General features: G+C 61.8%; 22 protein-coding genes. 11 read left to right on the top strand and 11 right to left on the bottom strand.

What is annotated here, in order from left to right; all coding sequences use genetic code 11:
• Position 1: 1 nt before the first annotated feature.
• From AB1E33_RS11790 to AB1E33_RS11780, 3 genes are all read left to right on the top strand, one after another.
• A complete protein-coding gene (locus AB1E33_RS11790) occupies positions 2 to 1,681 on the top strand; it encodes a glycosyltransferase family 2 protein (RefSeq protein WP_372577477.1) in 1,680 nt (559 codons plus the stop codon).
• 144 nt (positions 1,682 to 1,825) lie between these two features.
• Complete coding sequence (locus AB1E33_RS11785; RefSeq protein WP_372577476.1) at positions 1,826 to 2,782, top strand: glycosyltransferase family 2 protein; 957 nt, start codon at positions 1,826 to 1,828, stop codon at positions 2,780 to 2,782.
• Positions 2,783 to 2,962: 180 nt separating this feature from the next.
• Positions 2,963 to 4,360, top strand: a complete 1,398-nt coding sequence (locus AB1E33_RS11780) for a DEAD/DEAH box helicase (protein ID WP_372577475.1) — start codon at positions 2,963 to 2,965, stop codon at positions 4,358 to 4,360.
• 7 nt (positions 4,361 to 4,367) lie between these two features.
• Here AB1E33_RS11780 and AB1E33_RS11775 read toward each other — a convergent pair whose 3' ends face one another.
• Genes AB1E33_RS11775 through AB1E33_RS11765 form a run of 3 tightly spaced genes read right to left on the bottom strand, consistent with a single transcriptional unit; the run spans position 4,368 to position 6,393 of the window.
• Complete coding sequence (locus AB1E33_RS11775; protein ID WP_372577474.1) at positions 4,368 to 5,270, bottom strand: EamA family transporter; 903 nt, start codon at positions 5,268 to 5,270, stop codon at positions 4,368 to 4,370.
• A gap of 21 nt (positions 5,271 to 5,291) precedes the next feature.
• Positions 5,292 to 6,197: a fatty acid desaturase gene (locus tag AB1E33_RS11770; RefSeq protein WP_372577473.1), complete on the bottom strand. Its 906-nt coding sequence runs from the start codon at positions 6,195 to 6,197 to the stop codon at positions 5,292 to 5,294.
• A complete protein-coding gene (locus tag AB1E33_RS11765; RefSeq protein ID WP_372577472.1) occupies positions 6,190 to 6,393 on the bottom strand; it encodes a DUF2061 domain-containing protein in 204 nt (67 codons plus the stop codon). Before AB1E33_RS11765 ends, AB1E33_RS11770 begins: the two co-directional genes overlap by 8 nt.
• 114 nt (positions 6,394 to 6,507) lie before the next feature.
• Here AB1E33_RS11765 and AB1E33_RS11760 point away from each other — a divergent pair, with 114 nt between their 5' ends.
• A complete protein-coding gene (locus AB1E33_RS11760; protein WP_372577471.1) occupies positions 6,508 to 7,371 on the top strand; it encodes a helix-turn-helix domain-containing protein in 864 nt (287 codons plus the stop codon).
• Positions 7,372 to 7,520: 149 nt separating this feature from the next.
• On the opposite strand, the gene AB1E33_RS11755 is transcribed toward AB1E33_RS11760, so the two are convergent.
• From AB1E33_RS11755 to bcoG, 4 genes are all read right to left on the bottom strand, one after another.
• Entirely contained in the window at positions 7,521 to 8,135 is a 615-nt protein-coding gene (locus AB1E33_RS11755; protein WP_372577470.1) for a DUF6854 domain-containing protein, read from the bottom strand.
• A gap of 297 nt (positions 8,136 to 8,432) precedes the next feature.
• Complete coding sequence (locus AB1E33_RS11750; protein WP_372577469.1) at positions 8,433 to 9,194, bottom strand: SDR family oxidoreductase; 762 nt, start codon at positions 9,192 to 9,194, stop codon at positions 8,433 to 8,435.
• Positions 9,191 to 10,657 (bottom strand): carnitine 3-dehydrogenase, encoded by a 1,467-nt coding sequence (locus AB1E33_RS11745; RefSeq protein ID WP_372577468.1) that lies wholly within the window; start codon positions 10,655 to 10,657, stop codon positions 9,191 to 9,193. The genes AB1E33_RS11750 and AB1E33_RS11745 overlap by 4 nt, the downstream gene beginning before the upstream one ends.
• Positions 10,658 to 10,739: 82 nt before the next feature.
• Positions 10,740 to 11,651, bottom strand: a complete 912-nt coding sequence (gene bcoG / locus AB1E33_RS11740; protein ID WP_372577467.1) for a 3-dehydrocarnitine:acetyl-CoA trimethylamine transferase BcoG — start codon at positions 11,649 to 11,651, stop codon at positions 10,740 to 10,742.
• A 134-nt stretch (positions 11,652 to 11,785) separates the two neighbouring features.
• Here bcoG and AB1E33_RS11735 point away from each other — a divergent pair, with 134 nt between their 5' ends.
• Positions 11,786 to 12,766, top strand: a complete 981-nt coding sequence (locus AB1E33_RS11735; RefSeq protein ID WP_372577466.1) for a GlxA family transcriptional regulator — start codon at positions 11,786 to 11,788, stop codon at positions 12,764 to 12,766.
• 80 nt (positions 12,767 to 12,846) lie between these two features.
• Here AB1E33_RS11735 and AB1E33_RS11730 read toward each other — a convergent pair whose 3' ends face one another.
• The 3 genes from AB1E33_RS11730 to AB1E33_RS11720 form a co-directional block, all read right to left on the bottom strand.
• Positions 12,847 to 13,893, bottom strand: a complete 1,047-nt coding sequence (locus AB1E33_RS11730; RefSeq protein WP_372577465.1) for an aldo/keto reductase — start codon at positions 13,891 to 13,893, stop codon at positions 12,847 to 12,849.
• Between the two features lie 71 nt (positions 13,894 to 13,964).
• Complete coding sequence (locus AB1E33_RS11725; protein WP_372577464.1) at positions 13,965 to 14,819, bottom strand: EamA family transporter; 855 nt, start codon at positions 14,817 to 14,819, stop codon at positions 13,965 to 13,967.
• Between the two features lie 205 nt (positions 14,820 to 15,024).
• Positions 15,025 to 15,957, bottom strand: a complete 933-nt coding sequence (locus tag AB1E33_RS11720) for a hydrogen peroxide-inducible genes activator (RefSeq protein ID WP_372577463.1) — start codon at positions 15,955 to 15,957, stop codon at positions 15,025 to 15,027.
• A 139-nt stretch (positions 15,958 to 16,096) separates the two neighbouring features.
• Here AB1E33_RS11720 and AB1E33_RS11715 point away from each other — a divergent pair, with 139 nt between their 5' ends.
• Complete coding sequence (locus AB1E33_RS11715) at positions 16,097 to 16,342, top strand: DUF465 domain-containing protein (protein WP_372577462.1); 246 nt, start codon at positions 16,097 to 16,099, stop codon at positions 16,340 to 16,342.
• Between the two features lie 134 nt (positions 16,343 to 16,476).
• Positions 16,477 to 16,665 carry a hypothetical protein gene (locus tag AB1E33_RS11710; protein WP_372577461.1) on the top strand — a complete coding sequence of 63 codons (189 nt, stop codon included), beginning with the start codon at positions 16,477 to 16,479 and terminating at the stop codon, positions 16,663 to 16,665.
• Between the two features lie 179 nt (positions 16,666 to 16,844).
• Here the strand turns inward: AB1E33_RS11710 and AB1E33_RS11705 are convergent, their stop codons facing one another.
• Positions 16,845 to 18,038: a phosphoglycerate kinase gene (locus tag AB1E33_RS11705; RefSeq protein ID WP_372577460.1), complete on the bottom strand. Its 1,194-nt coding sequence runs from the start codon at positions 18,036 to 18,038 to the stop codon at positions 16,845 to 16,847.
• A gap of 134 nt (positions 18,039 to 18,172) precedes the next feature.
• Between AB1E33_RS11705 and AB1E33_RS11700 the strand changes: the two genes are divergently transcribed.
• The 4 genes from AB1E33_RS11700 (at position 18,173) to AB1E33_RS11685 (ending at position 21,603) form a co-directional block, all read left to right on the top strand.
• The gene (locus tag AB1E33_RS11700) at positions 18,173 to 18,679 is read left to right on the top strand and encodes a peptidylprolyl isomerase (protein ID WP_372577459.1); all 507 of its coding nucleotides are present in this window, start codon (positions 18,173 to 18,175) and stop codon (positions 18,677 to 18,679) included.
• Positions 18,672 to 19,220 (top strand): peptidylprolyl isomerase, encoded by a 549-nt coding sequence (locus tag AB1E33_RS11695; RefSeq protein WP_372577458.1) that lies wholly within the window; start codon positions 18,672 to 18,674, stop codon positions 19,218 to 19,220. Before AB1E33_RS11700 ends, AB1E33_RS11695 begins: the two co-directional genes overlap by 8 nt.
• A 170-nt stretch (positions 19,221 to 19,390) precedes the next feature.
• Positions 19,391 to 20,353, top strand: a complete 963-nt coding sequence (locus tag AB1E33_RS11690) for a DUF3179 domain-containing protein (RefSeq protein ID WP_372577457.1) — start codon at positions 19,391 to 19,393, stop codon at positions 20,351 to 20,353.
• Positions 20,354 to 20,394: 41 nt separating this feature from the next.
• Positions 20,395 to 21,603, top strand: a complete 1,209-nt coding sequence (locus tag AB1E33_RS11685; RefSeq protein ID WP_372577456.1) for an MFS transporter — start codon at positions 20,395 to 20,397, stop codon at positions 21,601 to 21,603.
• The last annotated feature ends 95 nt before the right edge of the window (positions 21,604 to 21,698 follow it).

The raw sequence follows: 21,698 nt of genomic DNA, 5'->3' as shown, positions 1-21,698 counted from the left end.
TATGGAAGACGACGCGATATATCCCGACGGCTTTGCAAGCCTTTTGCACACCTTCGAACGCAAGCTCGAGCCCTATCGGGGGGTCGAGGCCGTATTGCCCGATCCGGATGTGGATCTGGACCAGCTTCACCGCGACAACGTGAAAGCACCGGTGCTGCCGTCTTCGTTCGACCACCAACATAACGCGGCGCGAAAATACCAGATTCTCCTTCAGGAATTCGACGGACAAAGCACGCTCTGGGCGGTGCATGCGATGTGCATCGCCATCCTGCGCCGCCGCGACCCACCCGAGGCGGTGCGCCACCTGTTCCTGCGGATCTGGCGCGAAAAGGGCAACCAGCTTGTGCGGGAATTGCCGATACGCTGGCTGATATCGGCGGCGACCACCTTTGCAGATCAGGGCGAGACTCCGGCGCAGCGGGTGGGTGGCATGGGCCTGTCGGTGCTGTTCGACATGATCAAGCTGCATGACAGCGAACGCCGCGTTTCGGGATGGCGCAACGATATGGCCTTTCCGCGCCGCGACGGCGGATTGCGCCATGAACTGGCCTTCGGGATGGAGGGGTATTCCCTCATCAGCGGCGACCTGGATCGCAACATGCTGGCGCGGCTCTGGCGGCTGGCCGAGGGCGATGGCGCGCTGCGCCCGCTGGGGCTGCATTTGCTTGGGCTTGTGGTCTCGGACCCGAACACGGTCTTTGCACGCGTGCGCCACTATCGGGGCGAGAAACCGCGGGCTGAGGCGCAAACCGACAGCTGGGCCGTCTGCACAACCACTGACGCATCGACTCCGGACATTCTGCGGTTTGTCGCTCACCATCTCGAGCTCGGCGCAGAACGGGTTCACGTCTATCTCGACGATCCGCAATCCCCGGCTTTCGACCACCTCGACCCGCACCCGAACGTCACCGTGGTGATGTGCGGCGAAGACCACTGGCGCCGCCTCGGGCATGGGCGACCCTTGCGCCTACTGGTGCGCCACAGCTTCAACAACGACCACGCCTATTATGCCACCGAAGCGCATTGGCTGTGCCATCTGGAGGTCGATGAATTCCTGTGGTCCCAGACCCAAGTCTCGGACCGGTTGCGCGCCCTGAGTGGCGATGTGCACTGCGCCCGCATCCGCCCGCTCGAGGCGCTGGCCGGAGACGGGTCATCGTTCAAGGCACCGGTTCCACCGGGACCAGGGCGCGCCGAGCTGACCACCCGCGCCTATCCCGGCCATGGGTGGATGACCCATGGCGGTCTGGTGAGCGACACAACCGGCAAGCTGTTTGCGCGCACCGGGTTGAAGAACATCAACTTCAGGATTCACCGCTTTTATGGCGCGGATGAGCGACCGCTAGCCTCTGTCGAGCTCGACGGCGTGGATATGTGCAGCATGGCTTCGGCGCAGCGCGATATCTGGGTCAAAAAGATCAGCGACCGCCTCAGAAAGGCGCCGAGACGGCGCAAAATGTCGGCGGCGGCGGCAAGGAAATCCGTGCATGAGCAGCTCAGACAGCTTGAGGCAGAACGCGGCAGGGCCGGATTGGAAGGCTTTTATGACGAGATTTTCGGCGCAGAACCAGCCGCGCGCGATCGGCTGCGACAGTTGAACCTGATCCGGCACCGGGAGCTAGGCCTGGATGACAAATTGAAGAATCATTTCCCCGGCCAGGACGGCTCCACCGACATATAAGGGAGGTTCAGCCGCATCGATATTGACCGCACTGACAAGTACCTGCCTGCGACAACGAAGAGAGGATGACCTGAATGCTTCAGTGTCCTAACCTGCGCTGGTCGGGGCCGCCACCGGGCCGCCTTGAGCGGAGTTATTTTGGACATGTCTGACGGTAAGGACAGCTGGGGTGTTGTCACGACAATCAAGGCCCCCGCTAAGGACATCCTGAACTTCGCGGCCTATCACATCGAGCTTGGCGCGAAGATGGTATATGTCCACCTCGATGAGCCCTGCCCTAGAGTCTGGGACCTCTTGCGAGCGCATCCAAAAACTCAGGTGACCGTTTGCACCAATGATTACTGGCTAAACCGCATTGGCAAAAGCAAGCGCCCGGCCACGCATCAGTTCCGCCAATCCCTCAATGCGACCCGCGTCTATCGCACCGACCCTCAACTGGACTGGCTGGCGCATATCGATGTGGATGAGTTTCTTTGGCCCGACAGGCCTCTTGGCGATGTCCTTGCTGCGGTGCCACAATCGGCGAAAGGTGCCCTTGTTCGCCCGAACGAAGTGATCGAGGGGGACGGCACCCAGTTCAAGGGTTTCATCCCGTCAGGTCCCGAACGGGCCAGGACCGTTGAGCGTCTTTATCCCAATTTCGGACTCCACCTGAAAGGCGGGTTCCTCAGTCATGTGGTTGGCAAAGTTTTTGTGCGCACCGGGTTCAAAAACATTCGAATCGGCCTTCACAGCTACGTTCTGGGCGAGAAACGCAATCCGGACATGGTTGAACTTGAGGACGTCGTGCTCTGTCATTGCCATGCAACAGGATGGGAGGATTGGCTGGCACAGTACCGCTACAGGCTGGAAAAAGGCTCCTACCGGGAAGAGATGTCGCCCGCCAGACCGAAAGAGGAAGGCGGTGTAACCATCCATGAGCTGCTAAACACGCTGGAAAAGAATGAAGGCGAGGCAGGGCTCAGACGGTTCTATGATGAAGTATGCGGCGATACGGACCGGTTGCGAGATGCGCTCGCAGCCGAAGGGTTGCTTAGTCACCGCGATCTTGGACTGGGCTGGAAACGCCGGAGACATTTCCCCGAATTTATGCCGAATTGACGCGATCCAACAAAGAATCCCATCTGTTTCGGGCGGCGGGGCATGTTTGTTTGACCCTTGCCCGCCTTTTTGTTATGCCGCCGCACAAGCCGATGCGCGTGAACCGCGCTGGTCATCCGGACCCGGCACCCAAAGTAAGACGCGCGGGCCAGGTATAGTGTCCGCATATATCGGACACATATGACAAAGTTTAACGATCTGAACCTGAACCCGAAGGTCCTCAAGGCTATTGCCGAGGCCGGCTATGAAACTCCAACCCCGATTCAGGAAGGCGCGATTCCCGCAGCCCTCGACGGGCGCGATGTGCTGGGCATTGCCCAGACCGGAACCGGCAAGACCGCCAGCTTCACGCTGCCGATGATCACGATGCTCGCACGCGGACGGGCGCGGGCGCGGATGCCGCGGTCTCTGGTGCTCTGCCCTACGCGCGAACTGGCCGCACAGGTGGCCGAGAATTTCGACACCTATGCCAAGCATGTGAAACTGACCAAGGCGCTGCTGATCGGCGGTGTCTCGTTCAAGGAACAGGACGCGCTGATCGATCGCGGCGTCGACGTGCTGATCGCCACGCCCGGTCGCCTGCTGGACCATTTCGAGCGCGGCAAGCTGCTGCTCACCGGCGTGCAGATCATGGTGGTGGACGAGGCCGACCGGATGCTCGACATGGGCTTCATCCCAGATATCGAACGTATCTTCTCGCTGACGCCCTTCACCCGCCAGACGCTGTTCTTCTCGGCCACCATGGCGCCCGAGATCGAGCGGATCACAAACACCTTCCTCAGCGCGCCTGCGCGGATCGAAGTTGCCCGCCAGGCCACCGCCTCGGAAACCATCGAACAGGGCGTGGTGATGTTCAAAGGCTCGCGCCGCGACCGTGAGGCCAGCGAAAAACGTAAGTTGCTGCGTGCGATCATCGATACCGAGGGTGATAAGTGCACCAACGCGATCATCTTTTGCAATCGCAAGACCGATGTGGATATCGTTGCGAAATCGCTCAAGAAATACGGCTATGACGCCGCGCCCATCCATGGTGATCTGGATCAGAGCCAGCGGACAAGAACGCTGGACGGATTCCGCGACGGCTCGCTGCGATTCCTTGTGGCCTCGGATGTGGCGGCGCGCGGGCTGGATGTGCCGAATGTGAGCCACGTGCTCAACTTCGACGTCCCCGGCCACCCCGAAGATTACGTCCACCGGATCGGCCGCACCGGCCGCGCAGGCCGCGACGGCAAGGCGATGATGATCTGCATTCCGCGCGACGAAAAGAACTTGGGCGCCATCGAGAAACTGGTGCAAAAGGACATCCCGCGCATCGACAACCCGCTGAAAACCGAAGCGCCAAAACCCGCAGCGGTGGCCAAATCCGAACCTGAACCCTCGCCCGAAAAGGCCGCTGAGGCAGAAACCGGCGGCAAGGATCGCGCGGCGGAGGCCAAGGGCAAGAAATCTGGCGACAGCAAAAGCCGATCGCGCAGCCGCGATCACAAGGGCCGCGACAAGGTTGTCGGCATGGGCGATCACATGCCCAGCTTCATCGCGCTCAGCTTTGACGAACGGCGCGAGCAGTCGGTCGCCTGAACGCCCTTCAGATTGACAGAACCAGCACCAGAATGGACAGCGCGAGAATGCCGATCCCGGCGATCTCGCGCCCGCTGATACGCTCATGAAAGAATAGCGTCGAAGCCAGGATGCTGAAAGCCAGTTCGACTTGCCCCAGCGCCTTTACATAAGCCGCGTTCTGCAGTGTGAAGGCCAGAAACCAGCAAAATGACCCACCCATACTGGTCAAACCGACAAACAGCCCGGTCCGGCGTGTATCCCAAACCGCGCGCAGTTCGGCCCTGTTGTGCCAGGCCAGCCACAAACCCATGCCGATCATCTGCAGGCTGGTGACCGCCGCCAGCGTGACACCCGCACGAAAGGCCGGATCGAGATCGCCGAGATCCAGCGAAGCACCGCGATAGCTGACCGCCGAAAAGGCGAACAGGATGCCAGAGCCCAATCCCAACACCGAGGCGCGATTGGTCAGGTGCCGCCACCAGGGACCTTCTCCGCCCGGCGTTTTTGACAGCAGGAATACCGCCGCCAGCCCCAGCAGGATGGCGGCGAACCCGCCCCAAGACACGCCCTCACCCAGTATGACCAACCCAACCAGAGCGGTCTGAATCACCTCGGTCTTTTTGAAGGTGATACCAACCGCAAAATTGCGCTGCTTGAACAGCGCCACCACGCAGATCGTGGCAAGTATCTGCGCTGTGCCGCCGATGGCGGCAAATATCCAGAACCGCGTGGAAAGCGACGGCAGCGGTGTGCCTGTGATCGCCAGATAAGCCACAAGCCCCAGCACCACGAGCGGTGCGGAATAGGCGAAGCGCGCAAATGTCGCCCCGGCGGGAGTCAGGCGCACGGTGCTCAGGGATTTCTGCAGCATGAACCGCACGGTCTGAAACAGCGCGGCAGCGATTGTGACGGGTATCCAAAGGCTCATGCCGCCCGGTATGGCGCGAATTCAGCCCTTCGGCCAGAGCGGATGCGGCACCGGGTCCTTGGCACGCAGGAAATAGCGGCGAAACACCTCACCATAGGAGCGATAGACATAGGCATCGTTGCTGGTCTGGTACCGGCTGCGCCCGTCGCGATAGAGCGCGGGCAGCTGATACCACGCGGCCTTGGGGTTCATGTGATGCACCACATGCAGGTTGTTATTGAGGAACAGGAAGGCCAGCACCCCCCGATCCTCGATGATCACCGTGCGACCGCGCGCCTTTTCATGGGCGCGATGTTCCAGAAATGTACGGATCTTGAGCAGCGACAGGCCCAGATAGGCCGAAATCAGATAGGCCCAGACCGGCATCGGCGACAGGATCACCAGCCACAAGATCACGGCCACACCCGGCAGGTGCTGCATCCAGGCGCGCCAGACTTCCCGGTCGCCCCTCAGCGCTGCGCGTCCTTCATCGACAACAAACACCGCCTGTCCTATGGCCGGACCGACCAGAATGCGGCCCAGAAGCGTGTTGTTGAAACTGTACAGGACCTTCAGGACTCTTGACATCTTCGACCATCTGACCGGGTCCAGATAGTTCGATTCCGGGTCGTCATAAGGATCGGTCAGATTGGCGTCGCGGTGGTGCGCCAGATGCAGGTCGCGAAAGCGGTTATAAGGAATGCACAGGTTCAGCGGCAGCGCCATCAGCGCCTCATTGATCCATTGCTTGCGAAACGGATGGCCGTGCAGAACCTCATGGGTCAGCGAGGCGTGGAACGCCACCAGCCCCCCCGCCGCGATGATAGCGACAGGTATGGACAAAGCTGAGAGCCAGAAAATCGTAATCGCCCAGAACAGGTAGCAGATCACGATCAGGCCGAAGGTGCCCCATTCGGGCTTTGAGGCAGAGGCACGCGGTTCAGACATTGCGGCCCCACCGGATGCCGGCCCAGATCCGCTCGTAAAGGATATACATGGTCAGCCCGATCGCGGTGTTCGCCACAGCCAGCGTACCGCCCACCGCCGCCGACCCGGTTGCGACAAGACCCACCAGAGTCATCATGGCAAGACCCATCAGGTTCCACACCAAAGCCTTCACAACAGATCGCTGTCGCGTCTCCATTCCACTCTCCGTACCGCTTTTCTTATTTTTCACGGAAATGGTACAGATCAGGCTAGGCGTGGAGAATTCTGAATATGATTAACATTATTCTGCAATTGTGATATTATTAATCAAATGATGGATAATATTGACAAACGCGACCGCGCCGCCCAGTTCCGGCGGCGTCTGGCGCGTGCGATGGAGGAGCGACATATCAGCCAAAGCGCGCTGTCGCGGCGGGTTGGGGTCGACCGCTCGACAATCTCGCAACTGCTGACGGATGAGGGTGCCCGCCTGCCCAACGCCCATGTGGTCGGGGCCTGCGCCACGGCGCTCGGAGTGTCGTCGGACTGGCTGCTGAGCCTCTCGGACCGACCCGAAAGCGCTGCCGAATTGCTGGCCGGAGCGCTCAGCCTGACCGAAGCACCGCGCGCGCTGGTGGATGAGCGCATATTTCAGTGGCATCAGGAAGCGGCTGGCTACAAGATCCGCCATGTCCCCGCCGCCCTGCCCGACATGCTAAAAACCCGCGCGCTGCTGGAATGGGAATACGCCCCGCATCTGGGCCGCACCGCCGATCAGGCCATCGGCGCGTCGGAGGATCGGCTGAGTTTCATGCGCAGCGCGCAATCGGATTACGAGATCGCGCTGCCGCTCTATGAGCTTGACAGTTTCGCCCGCGCCACCGGCTATTACGAGGGCCTGCCCGCCGAAATCCGGCACCAGCAGATCGATCGGTTTCTGGAACTGTGTGAACAACTCTATCCACGCCTACGCATCTACTTATTCGACGCCAAACGCCTGTACTCGGCCCCGATCACCATTTTTGGACCGCTGCTCTGCGTGTTTTATGCAGGCGGGCATTACCTGGCCTTCCGCGACCGGGACCGGATCGAGACCTTCACCACGCATTTCGACATATTGATACGCGAGGCCGAGCTTACGGCGCGCCAATTGCCAGAGTATCTGCGGACGCTGCAGAAGGAAATCCAATCGTAATCCCAACGAAATGCCATCAGACCGAAGCGCTGCGTTCGCAATTCGGATAGTGCGACGTCCCTCTGGGTCGCATTGCCGGGACGGGCTATGCCGCAAATGCAACGCCGATCGCGAAGGGCCCCGATGGCACTGCGCGATCGTCGAAGCCATCAGCCAGCTATCCGGACCATGTTCCTGCTGACGATTTCCACATCTGCCACATAGGACTGATACTCCGTATTGGACGTCAAATCCGCATAGGTTTTCTCAATTGCATCCATCGAAGGATACGCCACCCCCAAGACACGAACACCCGCCATCGGCCCAGCGATCGATGTGCCATATCGGGCCAGCATCGCACCATTCTCCTTAAATACCGGAAGAAGTGCCCGCAAACGATCCGTCATCGGGTCAGCTGATTTCCATCTGGTCAATACAAGGTATCCCGGCGCCTCGGTGGACATTGGCTCGATAGAAGCATTTTCGAGTTTCAATATAGAGCGCAAGCTGACATTGACTTTGCCACTATTGATAAGCGCACCATAGGTCGCAGAGCCCGCGTAGAGATCAATTGCCCTCTCGATCCCGGCAATCTCAGTATAGGTCTGCGCAAGAAACAGACTCCCGACGTGATGACCGGTGATAACCGTTCCTGCGCGGGCGCCAATGGAACCGGCTTTTTCAATCAACTCACCTGCCAGCTTGACCGTAAGCGGCACCGCCTCTGCAATGAAACCAGGATCGCACGCGGCGACTGTAATCATCGTGTACTTTGCTTCAGACATAATGGACTCCCACCAAAAAGGCCCGCGGCACAATTGCTCGCGGCTGATCGCAGGTCCTGCCTGGCGCCCCAACAAAAAAATCTCACAAAGAAACGGAAGGCCTGCTTTTTCTTAGCATCCCGATCGTCAACAATTTGGCGCTTGGCATATCATGAAATACCGCATTCGATCACTTAAATGTGCCCGCATTCGGAATCTCGCCCGGATCCGCTACGCAAATGTTGCGCCTTTTCTGACACTTGGGGCCAGTCCCGATTTGATCCAGCCGTTGCGAAACTGCCTTTCAGAGACGTCTGGTTAGACCTGCGGATCGGGGTTCACCGTATGCCCGTCAACCGCAATCACCTGGCCCGAGACCAGCCGCGCTGCGTCCGAGGCCAGAAAGACCGCCATCTCGGCGATGTCGCGGCCCTCGATAAACTGGCCCATCGAGGTGCCCGAGGCATATCCCTGATAGACCTGATCGCGGGTCATGCCCTTGGCCTGCGCTTCGCGTGCGAGGATCTGCTCCATCCTGGGCCCTTCCACCGCGCCGGGGCAGATGACATTGGCGCGGATGCCATTGGGTCCAAGCTCCATCGCCAGCGTCTTGCCCAGACCCACAACCGCCCATTTCGCCGCCGCATAGGGCGCACGTCTTGGGTAGCCGTATTGACCCGCCGTCGAAGAGGTCAGCAGCATGACACCCGATCCCTGAACTTTCATCATGGGGGCTGCATGTTTGGCGCACAAAAACGCGCCATCCAGATTGACCGCAAGACAGGCGCGCCAATCGTCCAGTTCCACGTCCTCGATCAGAGCGGTCGGCCCGGCGATGCCGGCATTGGCGCAGAGCACGTCCAGCCCGCCCCAGTCCCGCGCGATCTTGGCAAACATCTCTGAAATCTCTGCCGCGTCCGAGACATCCACGCGCGTGCGTCTCCAGCCCTGCGGACAGGTTGAGAGCGCTTGCGCATCGACATCCGCCACCCAGACCTGCGCGCCCGCCTCACCAAATGCCTCGGCCACCGCGCGGCCAACACCAGAGGCTCCGGCGGTGATCAGAACACGCTGGCTCATGCCGGTTTCCGGATCGCGCTGCCTGCACCCTCGGGATAGGGCAAGGCGGCTTGCGCCTCGGCAATTCTGGCCATCGCCGCTTCGATCTCAGCGGAGGGCGCGCAGGGCCGCCTCGTGTCCAGATCGACATGCAGCAGAAAGCTCTCGCCAGTGGCCAGCAAGGTCTCGCCCTCATACATACGATGGAACAGATGCAGCTTCTTGCCCTGCCCGAGCAGCATCTGCGCGCGCACCTCGATCCGTGAACCCGCATGGGTCTCATCGAGATGCCGGATATGCGTTTCGGCAGTGAAATAGCTGCCGCCCGAGGCGATATAGTCGGCATCGCAGCCGATCAGTTCCATGAACCGGTCAGTCGAACTGGCAAAAGCGTCGAGGTATTTCGACTCGGTCATGTGACCGTTGTAATCCGTCCAGTCCAGCGGCACCGCGCGCGACAGCGTCAGGATCGGTTGCGACAGGTCGTCGATCTCGTCGACATGGCCGGGCATCGAGGATTTGATCCGCTGATCATGCTGGTTCAGAACCTTGCCCGCACCCCAGTTCTGATGCTTGAGCGCGCGCATCATTCCCACCAGATTGTTGTCGCGAATGCGTTCCAGATCGCGGATCTCGTGATGCCCCGACTGCGCATCGGATTGCGCGGCGATCAGATCGACCAGCTCATCCGTGAATTCCGGCACATCCATCAGTTTGGTCCAGGGCCATTCCAGCGCCGGGCCGAATTGAGCCATGAAATGGCGCATCCCCGCCTCGCCACCTGCCACACGGTAGGTCTCGAACAGACCCATCTGCGCCCAGCGGATACCAAAGCCCATGCGGATCGCCTCGTCGATCTCTTGGGTGGTGGCGATGCCGTCCTTGACCAGCCACAGCGCCTCGCGCCAGACGGCCTCAAGGAAACGATCGGCGATATGCGCGTCGATTTCCTTCTTCACATGAAGCGGGAAAAGCCCGAGCTCGGTGAGGATATCCTTGGCGCACGCGATATGGTCGGGATGGTTGGCCGGAGAGGTTACCAATTCGATCAGCGGCAGCAGGTAGACAGGGTTGAACGGATGTGTCACCACGATCTGCTCGGGGCGCAACGCGCCCTCCTGAAGTTCCGAGGGTTTGAAGCCGCTGGTCGAAGAGCCGATGATGGTCACCGGATCACAAACTTCCTGCAACTGTCTGTAAACACGCAATTTCAGGTCCAGTCGCTCGGGCACGCTTTCCTGTACCCAGATGGCGCTCTGCACCGCCTCGCCCAGATCGTCGTGAAAGCTCAACTGCCCTTCGGGCGGCAACGGTACATCGCTCAGCCCGGGCAACGAACGCCGGGCATTGTCCAACACCTCCCCGATCTTGCGTTCCGCTTCGGGGTCCGGGTCGAAGACCCGCACGTCCCAGCCATTGAGCAGGAACCGCGCGGCCCAGCCGCCGCCAATCACACCACCGCCGATAATGGTAGCTACTGCCATTCTCATCTCTCCGACACACGCCGCGCAGCGGCGAAAAAGGGGTGGGCGGGCGGGGCCCGCCCCTCAAATCAAACCCATCAAATCAGGACTGCGGCGCCTGCTTTACCAGACCCAGCTTCTCGCGCACTTCCGCCGGGCCGATCACCCGCGCGCCCATGTTTTCGATGATGTTGCCCGCCCGCTCGACCAGTTGCCAGTTCTGCGCCAGTTCACCCTTGCCGAGCCACAGGTTATCCTCCAGCCCGACCCGTACATTGCCGCCCGCCAACACCGAGGCCGCCACATAGGCCATCTGGTTGCGTCCGAGCGCAAAGGCGCTGAAGGTCCAGTCCTCAGGCACATTGTTCACCATCGCCATGAAGGTGTTCAGATCATCCGGGGCGCCCCAAGGCACGCCCATGCACAGCTGCACCAGCGCGTTGGACTCCAGCACTCCGTCCTTGACCAGTTGCTTGGCATACCACAAATGGCCGGTGTCAAACGCCTCGATCTCGGGCTTCACGCCCAGATCGGTCATCATCTTGCCCATGGCGCTCAGCATGCCAGGCGTGTTGGTCATCACGTAATCGGCCTCGGCGAAATTCATGGTGCCGCAATCCAGCGTGCAGATCTCGGGCAGGCAGTCGGCCACATGGGCCACCCGCTCGCTCGCACCGACCATATCGGTGCCCGCAACGGTGGGCAGCGGGGTCTCGACCCCGCCAAAGACCATGTCGCCCCCCATCCCGGCGGTCAGGTTCAACACCACATCCACATCCGCCGAGCGGACGCGATCAGTCACCTCGCGATACAGCGCCAGATCGCGCGATGGTACGCCGCTTTCTGGATCGCGCACATGGCAATGCACCACCGCTGCCCCCGCCTTGGCGGCGACAATCGCGCTGTCGGCAATTTGGGCAGGCGAGCGCGGCACATGCGGGCTGCGATCCTGGGTGCTGCCCGATCCTGTGACCGCGCAGGTGATAAAGACGTCTCGGTTCATTTGCAGAGGCATTTTGGGTTTTCCACAGCTTTTACCGGGGTTGGTTGGGTCATATCCCCAGCCTTCTCCCCCGATTCCGATTTGATTCACCCTCAACTCTGGCGCAGCCTGAGCCGAACCACTTGTCAGAATGCGAATCGAACTTGATGAAACCCGCAAAAAACATCCTCCAGCCCGAACATCGCGCCCTGAAAACCGGTGTGCTGGTGCTGGACGAGTGCAACACGCTCAGCTTTGCCGCTGCTGTCGACCCGATGCGCGCGGCCAATCGGCTGGCCGACCGCCCGGCTTTTGACTGGGATTATGTCACCGCCACGCCGACACCCGCGGAACTGACCAGCGCGCTGCAGGTGCCAGGTATTCCACTGGCGCGGTTTGCGGGCTGCGAGTTGCTGATCGTGGTGGCCGGGTTTCACCTGGCCCGGCATGCCACGCCCAGCCTGCTGGCCGGTCTGCGCCGCATCGCAAATGGTGGCGCGGCCCTGGCCGGGATCGATGGCGGACCGTGGCTGCTGGCCGAGGCGGGGCTGCTGGACGGCCATTCCGCCACCACCCACTGGGAGGACCTGGAAAATTTCGCCAGCCGCTTCCCCGAGGTCGACATGCGCCCCGACCGGTTTGTGGTCTCGGGTCAACGCCTGACAAGCGGCGGCGCGGTGCCCGCGATCGAGATGATGCTGCACATCATCTCAGCCCGCCATGGCGCAGGCTTTGCCTCGCGCGTTGCAGGCCTCTTCCTGCATGACGGTCCGCAACCGCACAGCCGCCCGCAGACCCGACTGGGCAGCGACAAGCACAATATGCTGACGGCGCGCGCCCATGCGCTGATGGAGGCCGCTCTCGATGATCCGTTGCCTCTGGCCGAGATCGCCAGACAACTCGGTACATCGCCACGCAGCCTGCAGCAACAATTCCGCCTGCGCCTGAACACCACGCCGCAGGACCACTACCTGCACCTGCGCCTGTCCGAGGCCCGGCGGCTGGTCACCGATACCGATCTGCCCCTGCTCGAAGTGGCTCTGGCCACCGGTTTCACCTCGCAATCCAGCTTCGCCCGCGCCTTTCGCACTGCCCACGGTTTGTCGGCCCGCGACTTGCGTCAAAGCCGCGCCACCGCCGCCGAATGAAATCCGCCTGCTTCATCTGACAATGAGTTTCCCGGGGTAGCCGCCGAGAGGGCGGCGGAAGCAGCGCCCCCTGTGCAGTCTCAATAGGGCATCGGATGCGCCTTGTGCGCGGCATTGATCTCGCTCACGACCTCGTCGGGCAATAGCAGGTCAACCCCGGCCAGCACGTGTTCCAACTGTGCCATCGTGGTCGCACCAAAGATCGCCGACATCATGAAGGGCCGCGTCTTGCACCAGGACAGCGCCATATGCACCGGGTCCAGGCCATGTTTGGCGGCAATCTCCAGATAGGCGCCTACCGCGTCATAGACCCGTTCGGAATGCCGACCACCCATCGCAGGCGTAATCGATCGGCGCGAGCCTTCGGGGATCGCCCCGTTCTGGTATTTGCCGGTCAGCAGACCGGCGCCCAGGGGCGAGAACGCCATCAGCCCGACATCCTCCAGCACGCTCAACTCGGCCAGGTCGGTGTCATACAACCGGCAGAGCAGCGAATATTCGTTCTGGATTGATGCCACCCGCGGCCCCAGACCCTGCTCGGACAGACGCAGCCACTGCGCGGTGCCCCAGGCGCTTTCGTTGCTCAGGCCAAAGGCGCGGATATTGCCCTTGTCGACCTGGCTCTGCAACGCACCAAGACAGTCCTGCATATTGTCCAGAACTTCGTCGCGGGACTTGCCTGACGGGTCATAATGCCAGTTCTGCCGGAACATGTAGCTGCCGCGATTGGGCCAGTGGAACTGGTAGAGATCAATGTAATCAGTCTGCAACCGCCGCAGCGAGCCTTCGATTGCCCCGGCGATGGTCCCGGACGAGATCGCCGCGCCGTCACGCACATAGCCCAGCCCCGCGCCGGAATGTTTGGTGGCCAGCACGTATTCGCCCCGCCGTGCGGCGTTGGCCGCGTTCCAGGTGCCCAGAATTTCCTCGGTGCACCCGATGGTCTCTTTCGAGACCGGATTCACCGGATACATCTCGGCGGTGTCGACGAAATTAATGCCCGCGCCCAGCGCAACATTCATCTGCGCATGCGCCTGCGCCTCGGAGGTCTGAGTGCCGAATGTCATCGTCCCCAGGCAAAGCTCCGAGACTTCGATGCCCGTCCGGCCCAGCGGATTTCGTTTCATGACCTGTCCCCAATCCCAACGCGTTCCCGCAGAACCTAATGGTCAGGGCGGGCGCGGCAAGCCCCTTTGCGTCAGCCCAGCGCAAGGGCCACGACACCGCAGAGGATGATGCTAGACCAGAACAGGCGGGTTTTCAGATGCCCCTCACCCAGCAGCAGGCTGCCCATCAGAACCGTCAGCAACACGCTGACCTCGCGGATCGGGGCAACATAGATCACCGGTGTGAAGGTCATCGCAACCAGTACCAGGATATAGGCCAGCGGGCAGAACACCGCGATCACCAGAACCTCGGCCCGGTGTTGCGCCCAGAGCCGCGCCACTGCCTGCCTGCGCCGCCATGCTACCGGCGCCAGCAGAACAATCCTGCCAATGCTCGAGGCATAATCCAGCAGCAAAGGCGGCACCAGAAGAACCGAGACCGCATAGGCGTCCCAGGCGGTATAGCTGCCGATCAGCAGCCCCGCCCCGACACCAAACGCCACCGAGACCAGAGCCCTGCCGCCACCCCGCCTGAACCCGCCGGTCAGCATCAGCACGCCAAAGACGATCGTGACCCCTCCCAGCACGGTCTGCGCGGTCACAGCCTCACCCAGGAACAGCACGGCAAAACAGGTCGCCAGCAGAGGCCCGGTGGAGCGCGCCGTGGGATAGACCAGCGACAGTGCGCCATGGCGGTAGCCAGACTGCAACAGCAGGAAGTATCCCAGATGGATCGCCACGCTGCCCAGCACGAACAGGATTTGGCTGCCATTGAACCCGTTGAAACCGGATGCGGCATAAAGCGCCAGCGGCAGGTAGATCACCGCAGAGACGACCGAGAAAAGCCAGACCAGTTCCGCCCCCGCATTCAGGCGTTTGACAAAGAAATTCCAAGTGGCGTGACAGACAGCAGCGGTCAGGACCAGCACAAGACCAAGGATGGACATGGATCACCTCAAAGACGGTTTCGACAAGACGTGCCAAAGCACGCCCGTCCATCCCCCCTGGTTTTTTCGTCTTTTGGGTGTCCGCCCGTACACGGGCTCATAACGGCGCTCGGTCCGGACCTGCGATGCAGCGGAACCCTAGCCGCACATGGATGGGCGGCGTCAGGTTACGCAAGACCGGGCGGAAAATCAAAGTCAGATGCTGTCAACTGACCGGCGTGACGGAATCCGGGTAGTCCTCGGCCACGACCTGCCGGATCACGTCACGGAACAGAAAAAAGGCGCGGGGGTTGCCGCTGTTCCTGCGCCACGCCAGTCCAACGGTTCGGTGCAATCCCGGCTGCAGATGCAAGACCGAGACGTCTCCGTCGCGCTGCCGCACCTCGGATTCCACATAGAGCGACGGCAGCAGGGTGACCCCCATATCCAGCGAGACCATCTGGCGCAAAGCATCCAGACTGGTGCCTTCGAACTCTTCCAGCAAGGTGGCGCCGGTTGCCTCGCACAGATCCGCGATCTGCCGGTGCAGCGCATAGGCCGGGCTGAGGCTGAGCACGTTCTGTCCCCCCAAATCCCCGCGCCGGGCCTTGTCGCGGCCCGCCAGCGGATGGGACTGGGCCACGCCCAGCAGCAAAGGTTCGCGAAACAGCGGCTGCATCTGCACGTCGTCGCTGTGCAACGGCAATTGCGTCAGGATGATATCGTGCCGCCCCGCGACCAGATCCTCGGTCAAGTCGCGCAGGGCACCGTCGCGGATGACCAGCTTCAGGTCCGGATAGGCCGCATGCAGTCGCCGCAGCACGCGCGGCAGAAGATAGGGGCCGATCGTCGGGGTCGAACCAAGGCGCAGCGTGCCGCTTAGGCTGGCCTGCAACGGGCTGGCATAGTCTTCGATCTGCGCCACCTCACGCAGCACGCGCGCCGCCAGACCGGCTATGTCGCGGCCTTCGGGTGTCAGGATCAGCCCGCTGCGCCGACGCTCCAGCAGGCGTACGCCAAGCGTTTCTTCCAGCGCGCTGATCTGCAGGCTAAGCGATGGTTGGCTGATGCCCAGTTGTCGCGCCGCACGCCGGTACTGCCCGGCGGTGGCAAGCGCCGCAAAATAGCGGATCTGGCGCAGGGTGATGTCGTTGGCCATGATCCGTTCTGCCTTGCTTAGATTGGTTTTTCCTATCTTACTTAGTCATACCATTGCCTTCTTTCGAGATCCCCTCTCCCCATATCGAATGCGAGGGCTGGGAAAGATCACCAGCCCTGTCGCAAACTGGAGGTATCACATGAACAAAAGCCCGCGTGTTAAAGCCCTTTCCCTCAGAATCCGCATGGCTGAGTTGAAAAACCGGCATCACGAGTTGAAGGCGCGTATCGCCAAGGAGCTCAAACGACCCCTGCCCTGCAGCCTTCAGCTTCGCAAGTTGAAGCGCCGCCGCCTGTTGATCAAGGACGAACTGGCCCGCCACGAGGGGCTGCTGCGCATGCTCGACGCCATGCCGCGGCCCGGCAAGCTTGGCAACCCGGCCTGAAGAAAAACCCAATCCCAAACGTGCGATACGGAACCCTGCAATACGGAGATCAAGGTAATTTGCGCGTCAAAACAACACCCTAGAGCATGGGCCGTGATGTAGAAGGTCACCGCACACGCTCAGAAGGAGAGGACATGTTCGGATTTCTGGATATGAAACAAGCCGTTAATATGGTACACAGTACCGATCTCGACGACATGCGCGACGCGATCCTGAGAGATGACGAAGACGGGCCAGATGGCGGAAGCCCATGCGCCCGTGAAGAAGAGGTGCGAAGACAACAAAATCACGATCAGCATATTGCGATGCCGCAATGTGCATGACTACAAGGCCCGCAGAGCTACCTGTTCAACAGGGCGACTAGCTCCAAGGCCTGCTTCAAGGACTCCGGGCGGAGGTACACTCACGGACGACCCAGCCTTCGCCCATTTGCCGCCGGACGGCCTCGGGTATCACTTCCCGGATACCCGGTCCCGAGAGCCTCTGAGCGTGCAGCCCGGCGTTACCCCCCAGACAGGACGGCGACGCCGGGCAGTGCCTTGCCTTCCATCCACTCCAGAAATGCGCCGCCCGCTGTCGAGATATAGGTGAAATCCACCGCCGCGCCCGCCTTGTTCAGAGCGGCGACAGTATCACCACCCCCCGCAACCGAAATGAGCGATCCTGCGCGGGTCAGGTCCGCCGCCTTGCGGGCCGCGGCATTGGTGGCCGCGTCAAACGGCTCGATCTCGAAGGCACCCATCGGGCCGTTCCAGATCAGCGTCTTCGCGCCCTCCAGCACTTTTGAGATTTGTGCAACGGTCTGAGGCCCGGCATCGAGGATCATCGCATCCTCGGGACACGCATCGGCGGGCACGGTTTCATTCGCTGCCCCCGCCTTGAATTCGCGGGCCACAACCACATCGACGGGCAACAGGATCGCGCAGCCGGTCGCAGCGGCCTTGGTCAGGATCTCGGACGCGGTTCCGGTCATGTCGTGCTCGCACAGCGACTTGCCCACCGAAATCCCTTGCGCCGCAAGGAAGGTGTTCGCCATGCCGCCACCGATGACAAGGTGATCGACCTTGGCCACCAGGTTGCCCAGCAGTTCCAGCTTGGTCGACACCTTGGCCCCACCCACAACCGCCACCACCGGGCGCTGCGGTTTGCCCAGCGCGCTTTCCAGCGCCTCTAGTTCCGCCTGCATCAGACGACCCGCACAGGCGGGCATCAGCCGCGCCAGCGCCTCGGTCGAGGCATGGGCGCGATGGGCGGCGGAAAACGCGTCGTTGCAATAGATGTCGCCCAGCGCCGCCATCCCGGCGGCAAGCTCGGGGTCGTTCTGTTCTTCACCTGGATGGAAACGAGTGTTTTCCAGCAGCAAAACAGTGCCTTGGGCAAGGCTGTCCACCGCCGCCTGTGCTGCGGGACCCCGGCAATCGGCACAGAAGGTGACCGGCGCGCCAAAGGCTGTCTCCAGTGCGGGTACCAGCGGACGCAGCGACATCTCGGGCACCACCTTGCCTTTGGGCCGGCCGAAATGGGCCAGCAGAATCGGCGTGCCCCCGGCCTGCAGGATATCGGCCACGGTAGGTGCGATCCGGCGGATGCGGGTATCGTCAGTGACCTTCCCGCCCTCGACCGGGACGTTGATATCGACACGGACAAGCACGTGCTTGCCCGACAGGTCCAAGTCATCCAGTGTTTTCCAAGTCATTCCCGGTCTCCGCAATAAATGGCCAATGCTTGGGCGCCTGTTTTCCCGGAAACAGCCGTCAGGTCAATGCGTGTCTTGGCTTTCCGGCGGCTCGCGCTTAGGTATGCGTCCATATCCAGAAACAGGAGGGCCAGATGGCCGAGATCAAGGACCCGGAAAACACCATCATCATCGAGCTGACCGGCGGCAACGTGGTTATCGAACTGCTGCCCGACGTGGCGCCCCAGCACAGCGACCGGATGAAGGAATTGGCCCGTGGCGGCGAATATGACAACGTCGCCTTCCACCGGGTGATCGACGGTTTCATGGCGCAGACCGGTGATGTGGAACATGGCGACATGGAAGACGGGTTCAACCTGAGCCGGGCGGGAACCGGCGGCTCATCGATGCCGGACGTCCCGGCCGAGTTCTCAAAGCTGCCCCATGACCGCGGTACATTGGGTGCGGCGCGCTCGGCCAATCCCGACAGCGCAAATTCTCAGTTCTTCATCAACTTCAAGGACAACCATTTCCTCAATGGTCAGTACACGGTCTATGGCCGGGTGATCGACGGGATGGAACATGTGGACGCCATTGTGCGCGGCGAGCCGCCCGCAAGCCCCGACCGGATGATCAGCGTCAAGGTGGCCGCAGATGCGTAAGCTGGCCGCCGTATTTGCCCTGATGGCCAGCCCCGCCCTTGCAACCGGTTTGGAAATCGAGGTCGAAGGTGAAGGCGCCAATGGCACCATCACCATCGACTTGCTGGACGACGTGGCCCCCAAGCATGTGGAGCAGATCGCCGCCCTGGCAAAGGACGGCCAGTATGACGGCGTGGTGTTTCACCGGGTAATCGACGGCTTCATGGCGCAGACCGGCGACGTCCAGTTCGGCAAGCTGGGCGGCGACATGCGCCGCGCTGGCACCGGAGGCTCGACCCGCGACGATCTGCCGGCAGAGTTCTCGGACCTGCCCTTTGAGCGCGGCGTGATCGGCATGGCCCGTGCGCAGGATCCCAACAGCGCCAACTCGCAATTCTTCATCATGTTCGATCCGGGCCCGTTCCTGAACGGGCAATACACGGTTGTCGGCAGGGTGACGGATGGCATGGATGTGGTCGACGCGATTAAACGTGGCGATGGCCCCAATGGTGCTGTCACCGGCCAGCCCGACGTGATGAAAAAGGTCACCGTGACCGAGTGATCCCGTTAACCGGGACAGAAATACTCCGCGCCGGGGCCCAACCGGCGCGGTTTTTGTTGCCGGCTGGCAAGGCGGGAACGAACCTTCCTGAACTCTGTTCACAACCCCGTGGCGGTGCTTTGCGGCGGTGACGGTCCGGGCCATCATGCGGTATCCGAAAGGACCTGCTGATGTACCGTCTTGTCCTGATCCTAGTGCTTCTTGCTGCGGAAACGGCGCTGGCCAATCCCGACCGCTGGCGCGCGGAATGGCCCGGGACCGATTTCAGCCGCACAACCATATCCGACTGGGGTGAGATTCAATCGGGTGGGCCGCCCAAGGATGGTATCCCCGCAATCAGCGAGCCCACCTTCCTGCACGCCTCGGACGAGACCCGGCTAGGAGGGCGCGAGCCGGTTATCACGGTCGAGATCGACGGGGCCGAGCCGCGCACCTATCCGATCCGTTACCTGATCTGGCATGAGGTCGTGAATGACAGTATCGGTGGCATTCCCGTTGCGGTGACCTATTGCCCATTGTGCAATTCCGGCCTGACCTTCGATCGGCGTACGGCTGCGGGGACGCTTAGCTTTGGGGTCTCAGGGAAGCTGCGGCATTCCGATATGGTCATGTTCGACCGCGAAACCGAAAGCTGGTGGCAGCAGGCCATCGGCACCGCCATCGTCGGCAGGCTGACAGGCACCGAACTCAACGCCCTGCCCAGTTGGATGGAAAGCTGGGACGATTTCCGCACCCGCCACCCCGACGGACTGGTGATGGCAGAGCCCGCCTATAATCGGGACTATGGCCGCAACCCCTATCGCGGGTATGACCGTTCGGCGCGACCTTTTCTCTATTCCGGCGAGAACCCACCCCATAGCGTCAACCCTCTGGCCCGCGTTGTGCGGGTGGGCGACAGCGCCTGGACGCTGGAGCGGCTGCGCCGCGAAGGTGAAATCACCGAAACCGGCGTGACGCTGTCGTGGCACGGCGGACAGGCCTCGGCACTGGACAAGGCCCGGATCGCGCGGGGGCGCGACGTAGGCTCGGTTCGGGTGCGCGACGCCTCGGGGCGGGATGTTTCCCATGACGTGATGTTCGCCTTTGCCTTTCATGCCTTCTGGCCCGATGGCAACTGGATGCTGGCACGCTGAGCGCACTGGTCAAGCGCCGCGGGGCACTCTAGCGTGCGCGCATGGGGCACTCCGTTCATGACAGCCGCTATTCCTGGTTCCGCCTGCTGATCACCGTGCTGATCGGCACAGTAGCGAATGTCGGCATCTGGGCGGTGATCGTCATCATGCCGGCGGTCGAAGCGGAGTTCGGCGCCAGCCGCGCGGATGCCTCTCTGCCCTTTACTCTGACCATGATCGGCTTCGCGCTAGGTAACCTGTTTCTGGGCCAAATGGTGGACCGGCTGGGCGTCACCCGCGCGCTGATCGGCGCCGCCTGTCTGAGTGCGGCCTGTTACACGCTGGCTAGTTTCGCGCCCTCGATCGCCGCCCTATCGCTGATCCATCTGGGTCTGGGATTTGGCACCGCGATTGGCTTTGGCCCGCTCATCGCCGATATCTCGCACTGGTTCCAGAGGCGGCGCGGGATCGCGGTGGCGCTTGTGGCCAGCAGCAACTACCTGTCCGGCGCGATCTGGCCCACCCTGCTGGCAGGAATGCTGCGCGACAGCGGTTGGCAACAGGTCTATCTGGCGCTTGCGATGGTGACGCTGATCACCGTCATTCCGCTGTCACTACTCTTGCGACGTCAAATGCCCGAAGAGGACCTGCGCTCTGCCGCCGCGCAGGTCCAGGTCAACGCCCGCAGCGCAGGCATGTCACCGCGCATGCTGCAGTTCGCCCTGGGATTGGCGGGCATAGGGTGCTGCGTGGCGATGTCGATGCCGCAGGTTCATATCATCTCCTATTGCGTCGGGCTGGGGTACGGGCCTGCTGCGGGTGCGGAGATGCTGTCGCTGATGCTGCTGGGCGGGGTGGTGAGCCGGGTGATCTCGGGGCTGGTCGCGGACAGGCTGGGCGGGTTGCGAACCTTGCTGATCGGATCGGCCCTGCAGGGTACCGCGTTGTTTTTGTTCCTGCCCTATGACGGGTTGGTCCCGCTTTATGTGATCAGCGCGCTGTTCGGGCTGTCCCAGGGCGGGATCGTGCCCAGTTATGCGCTGGTGGTGCGCGAATACCTGCCCCCGCGCGAAGCGGGCGCGCGGGTGGGCTTTGTGCTGATGATGACCATCTTCGGCATGGCGATTGGCGGCTGGATGTCCGGCTGGCTCTATGATGTCACCGGCAGCTATACGGCAGCCTTCGTGAACGGCATCGCCTGGAACGGACTGAATCTGGTCATCCTTCTGGCGCTGCTGCACCGCAGCCGACCGCGCCCACTTGTCGCCTGAGTCTTTGACGTCACACATGCGCTGACATTCGGGTGACCAAGACCCGAAATCCCTCCAAACGGTGCTAGGTTTGGGTCATCCCGGCGTCTCAGGAG

Origin of the sequence: Ruegeria hyattellae (assembly GCF_041537925.1) — a bacterium.
In the GTDB taxonomy this organism is placed as follows: domain Bacteria; phylum Pseudomonadota; class Alphaproteobacteria; order Rhodobacterales; family Rhodobacteraceae; genus Ruegeria_C.
Note: the sequence above shows the minus strand (reverse complement) of the source record. Positions and strands in the feature narration are given on the sequence as shown.

What these genes read in the sequence shown, in the direction of transcription:
- AB1E33_RS11790 (WP_372577477.1), top strand. Translation starts at nt 2, where the DNA reads ATGGAAGACGACGCGATATATCCCGACGGCTTTGCAAGCCTTTTGCAC.
- AB1E33_RS11785 (WP_372577476.1), top strand. Translation starts at nt 1,826, where the DNA reads ATGTCTGACGGTAAGGACAGCTGGGGTGTTGTCACGACAATCAAGGCC.
- AB1E33_RS11780 (WP_372577475.1), top strand. Translation starts at nt 2,963, where the DNA reads ATGACAAAGTTTAACGATCTGAACCTGAACCCGAAGGTCCTCAAGGCT.
- AB1E33_RS11775 (WP_372577474.1), bottom strand. Translation starts at nt 5,270, where the DNA reads ATGAGCCTTTGGATACCCGTCACAATCGCTGCCGCGCTGTTTCAGACC.
- AB1E33_RS11770 (WP_372577473.1), bottom strand. Translation starts at nt 6,197, where the DNA reads ATGTCTGAACCGCGTGCCTCTGCCTCAAAGCCCGAATGGGGCACCTTC.
- AB1E33_RS11765 (WP_372577472.1), bottom strand. Translation starts at nt 6,393, where the DNA reads ATGGAGACGCGACAGCGATCTGTTGTGAAGGCTTTGGTGTGGAACCTG.
- AB1E33_RS11760 (WP_372577471.1), top strand. Translation starts at nt 6,508, where the DNA reads ATGATGGATAATATTGACAAACGCGACCGCGCCGCCCAGTTCCGGCGG.
- AB1E33_RS11755 (WP_372577470.1), bottom strand. Translation starts at nt 8,135, where the DNA reads ATGTCTGAAGCAAAGTACACGATGATTACAGTCGCCGCGTGCGATCCT.
- AB1E33_RS11750 (WP_372577469.1), bottom strand. Translation starts at nt 9,194, where the DNA reads ATGAGCCAGCGTGTTCTGATCACCGCCGGAGCCTCTGGTGTTGGCCGC.
- AB1E33_RS11745 (WP_372577468.1), bottom strand. Translation starts at nt 10,657, where the DNA reads ATGGCAGTAGCTACCATTATCGGCGGTGGTGTGATTGGCGGCGGCTGG.
- bcoG (WP_372577467.1), bottom strand. Translation starts at nt 11,651, where the DNA reads ATGCCTCTGCAAATGAACCGAGACGTCTTTATCACCTGCGCGGTCACA.
- AB1E33_RS11735 (WP_372577466.1), top strand. Translation starts at nt 11,786, where the DNA reads ATGAAACCCGCAAAAAACATCCTCCAGCCCGAACATCGCGCCCTGAAA.
- AB1E33_RS11730 (WP_372577465.1), bottom strand. Translation starts at nt 13,893, where the DNA reads ATGAAACGAAATCCGCTGGGCCGGACGGGCATCGAAGTCTCGGAGCTT.
- AB1E33_RS11725 (WP_372577464.1), bottom strand. Translation starts at nt 14,819, where the DNA reads ATGTCCATCCTTGGTCTTGTGCTGGTCCTGACCGCTGCTGTCTGTCAC.
- AB1E33_RS11720 (WP_372577463.1), bottom strand. Translation starts at nt 15,957, where the DNA reads ATGGCCAACGACATCACCCTGCGCCAGATCCGCTATTTTGCGGCGCTT.
- AB1E33_RS11715 (WP_372577462.1), top strand. Translation starts at nt 16,097, where the DNA reads ATGAACAAAAGCCCGCGTGTTAAAGCCCTTTCCCTCAGAATCCGCATG.
- AB1E33_RS11710 (WP_372577461.1), top strand. Translation starts at nt 16,477, where the DNA reads ATGTTCGGATTTCTGGATATGAAACAAGCCGTTAATATGGTACACAGT.
- AB1E33_RS11705 (WP_372577460.1), bottom strand. Translation starts at nt 18,038, where the DNA reads ATGACTTGGAAAACACTGGATGACTTGGACCTGTCGGGCAAGCACGTG.
- AB1E33_RS11700 (WP_372577459.1), top strand. Translation starts at nt 18,173, where the DNA reads ATGGCCGAGATCAAGGACCCGGAAAACACCATCATCATCGAGCTGACC.
- AB1E33_RS11695 (WP_372577458.1), top strand. Translation starts at nt 18,672, where the DNA reads ATGCGTAAGCTGGCCGCCGTATTTGCCCTGATGGCCAGCCCCGCCCTT.
- AB1E33_RS11690 (WP_372577457.1), top strand. Translation starts at nt 19,391, where the DNA reads ATGTACCGTCTTGTCCTGATCCTAGTGCTTCTTGCTGCGGAAACGGCG.
- AB1E33_RS11685 (WP_372577456.1), top strand. Translation starts at nt 20,395, where the DNA reads ATGGGGCACTCCGTTCATGACAGCCGCTATTCCTGGTTCCGCCTGCTG.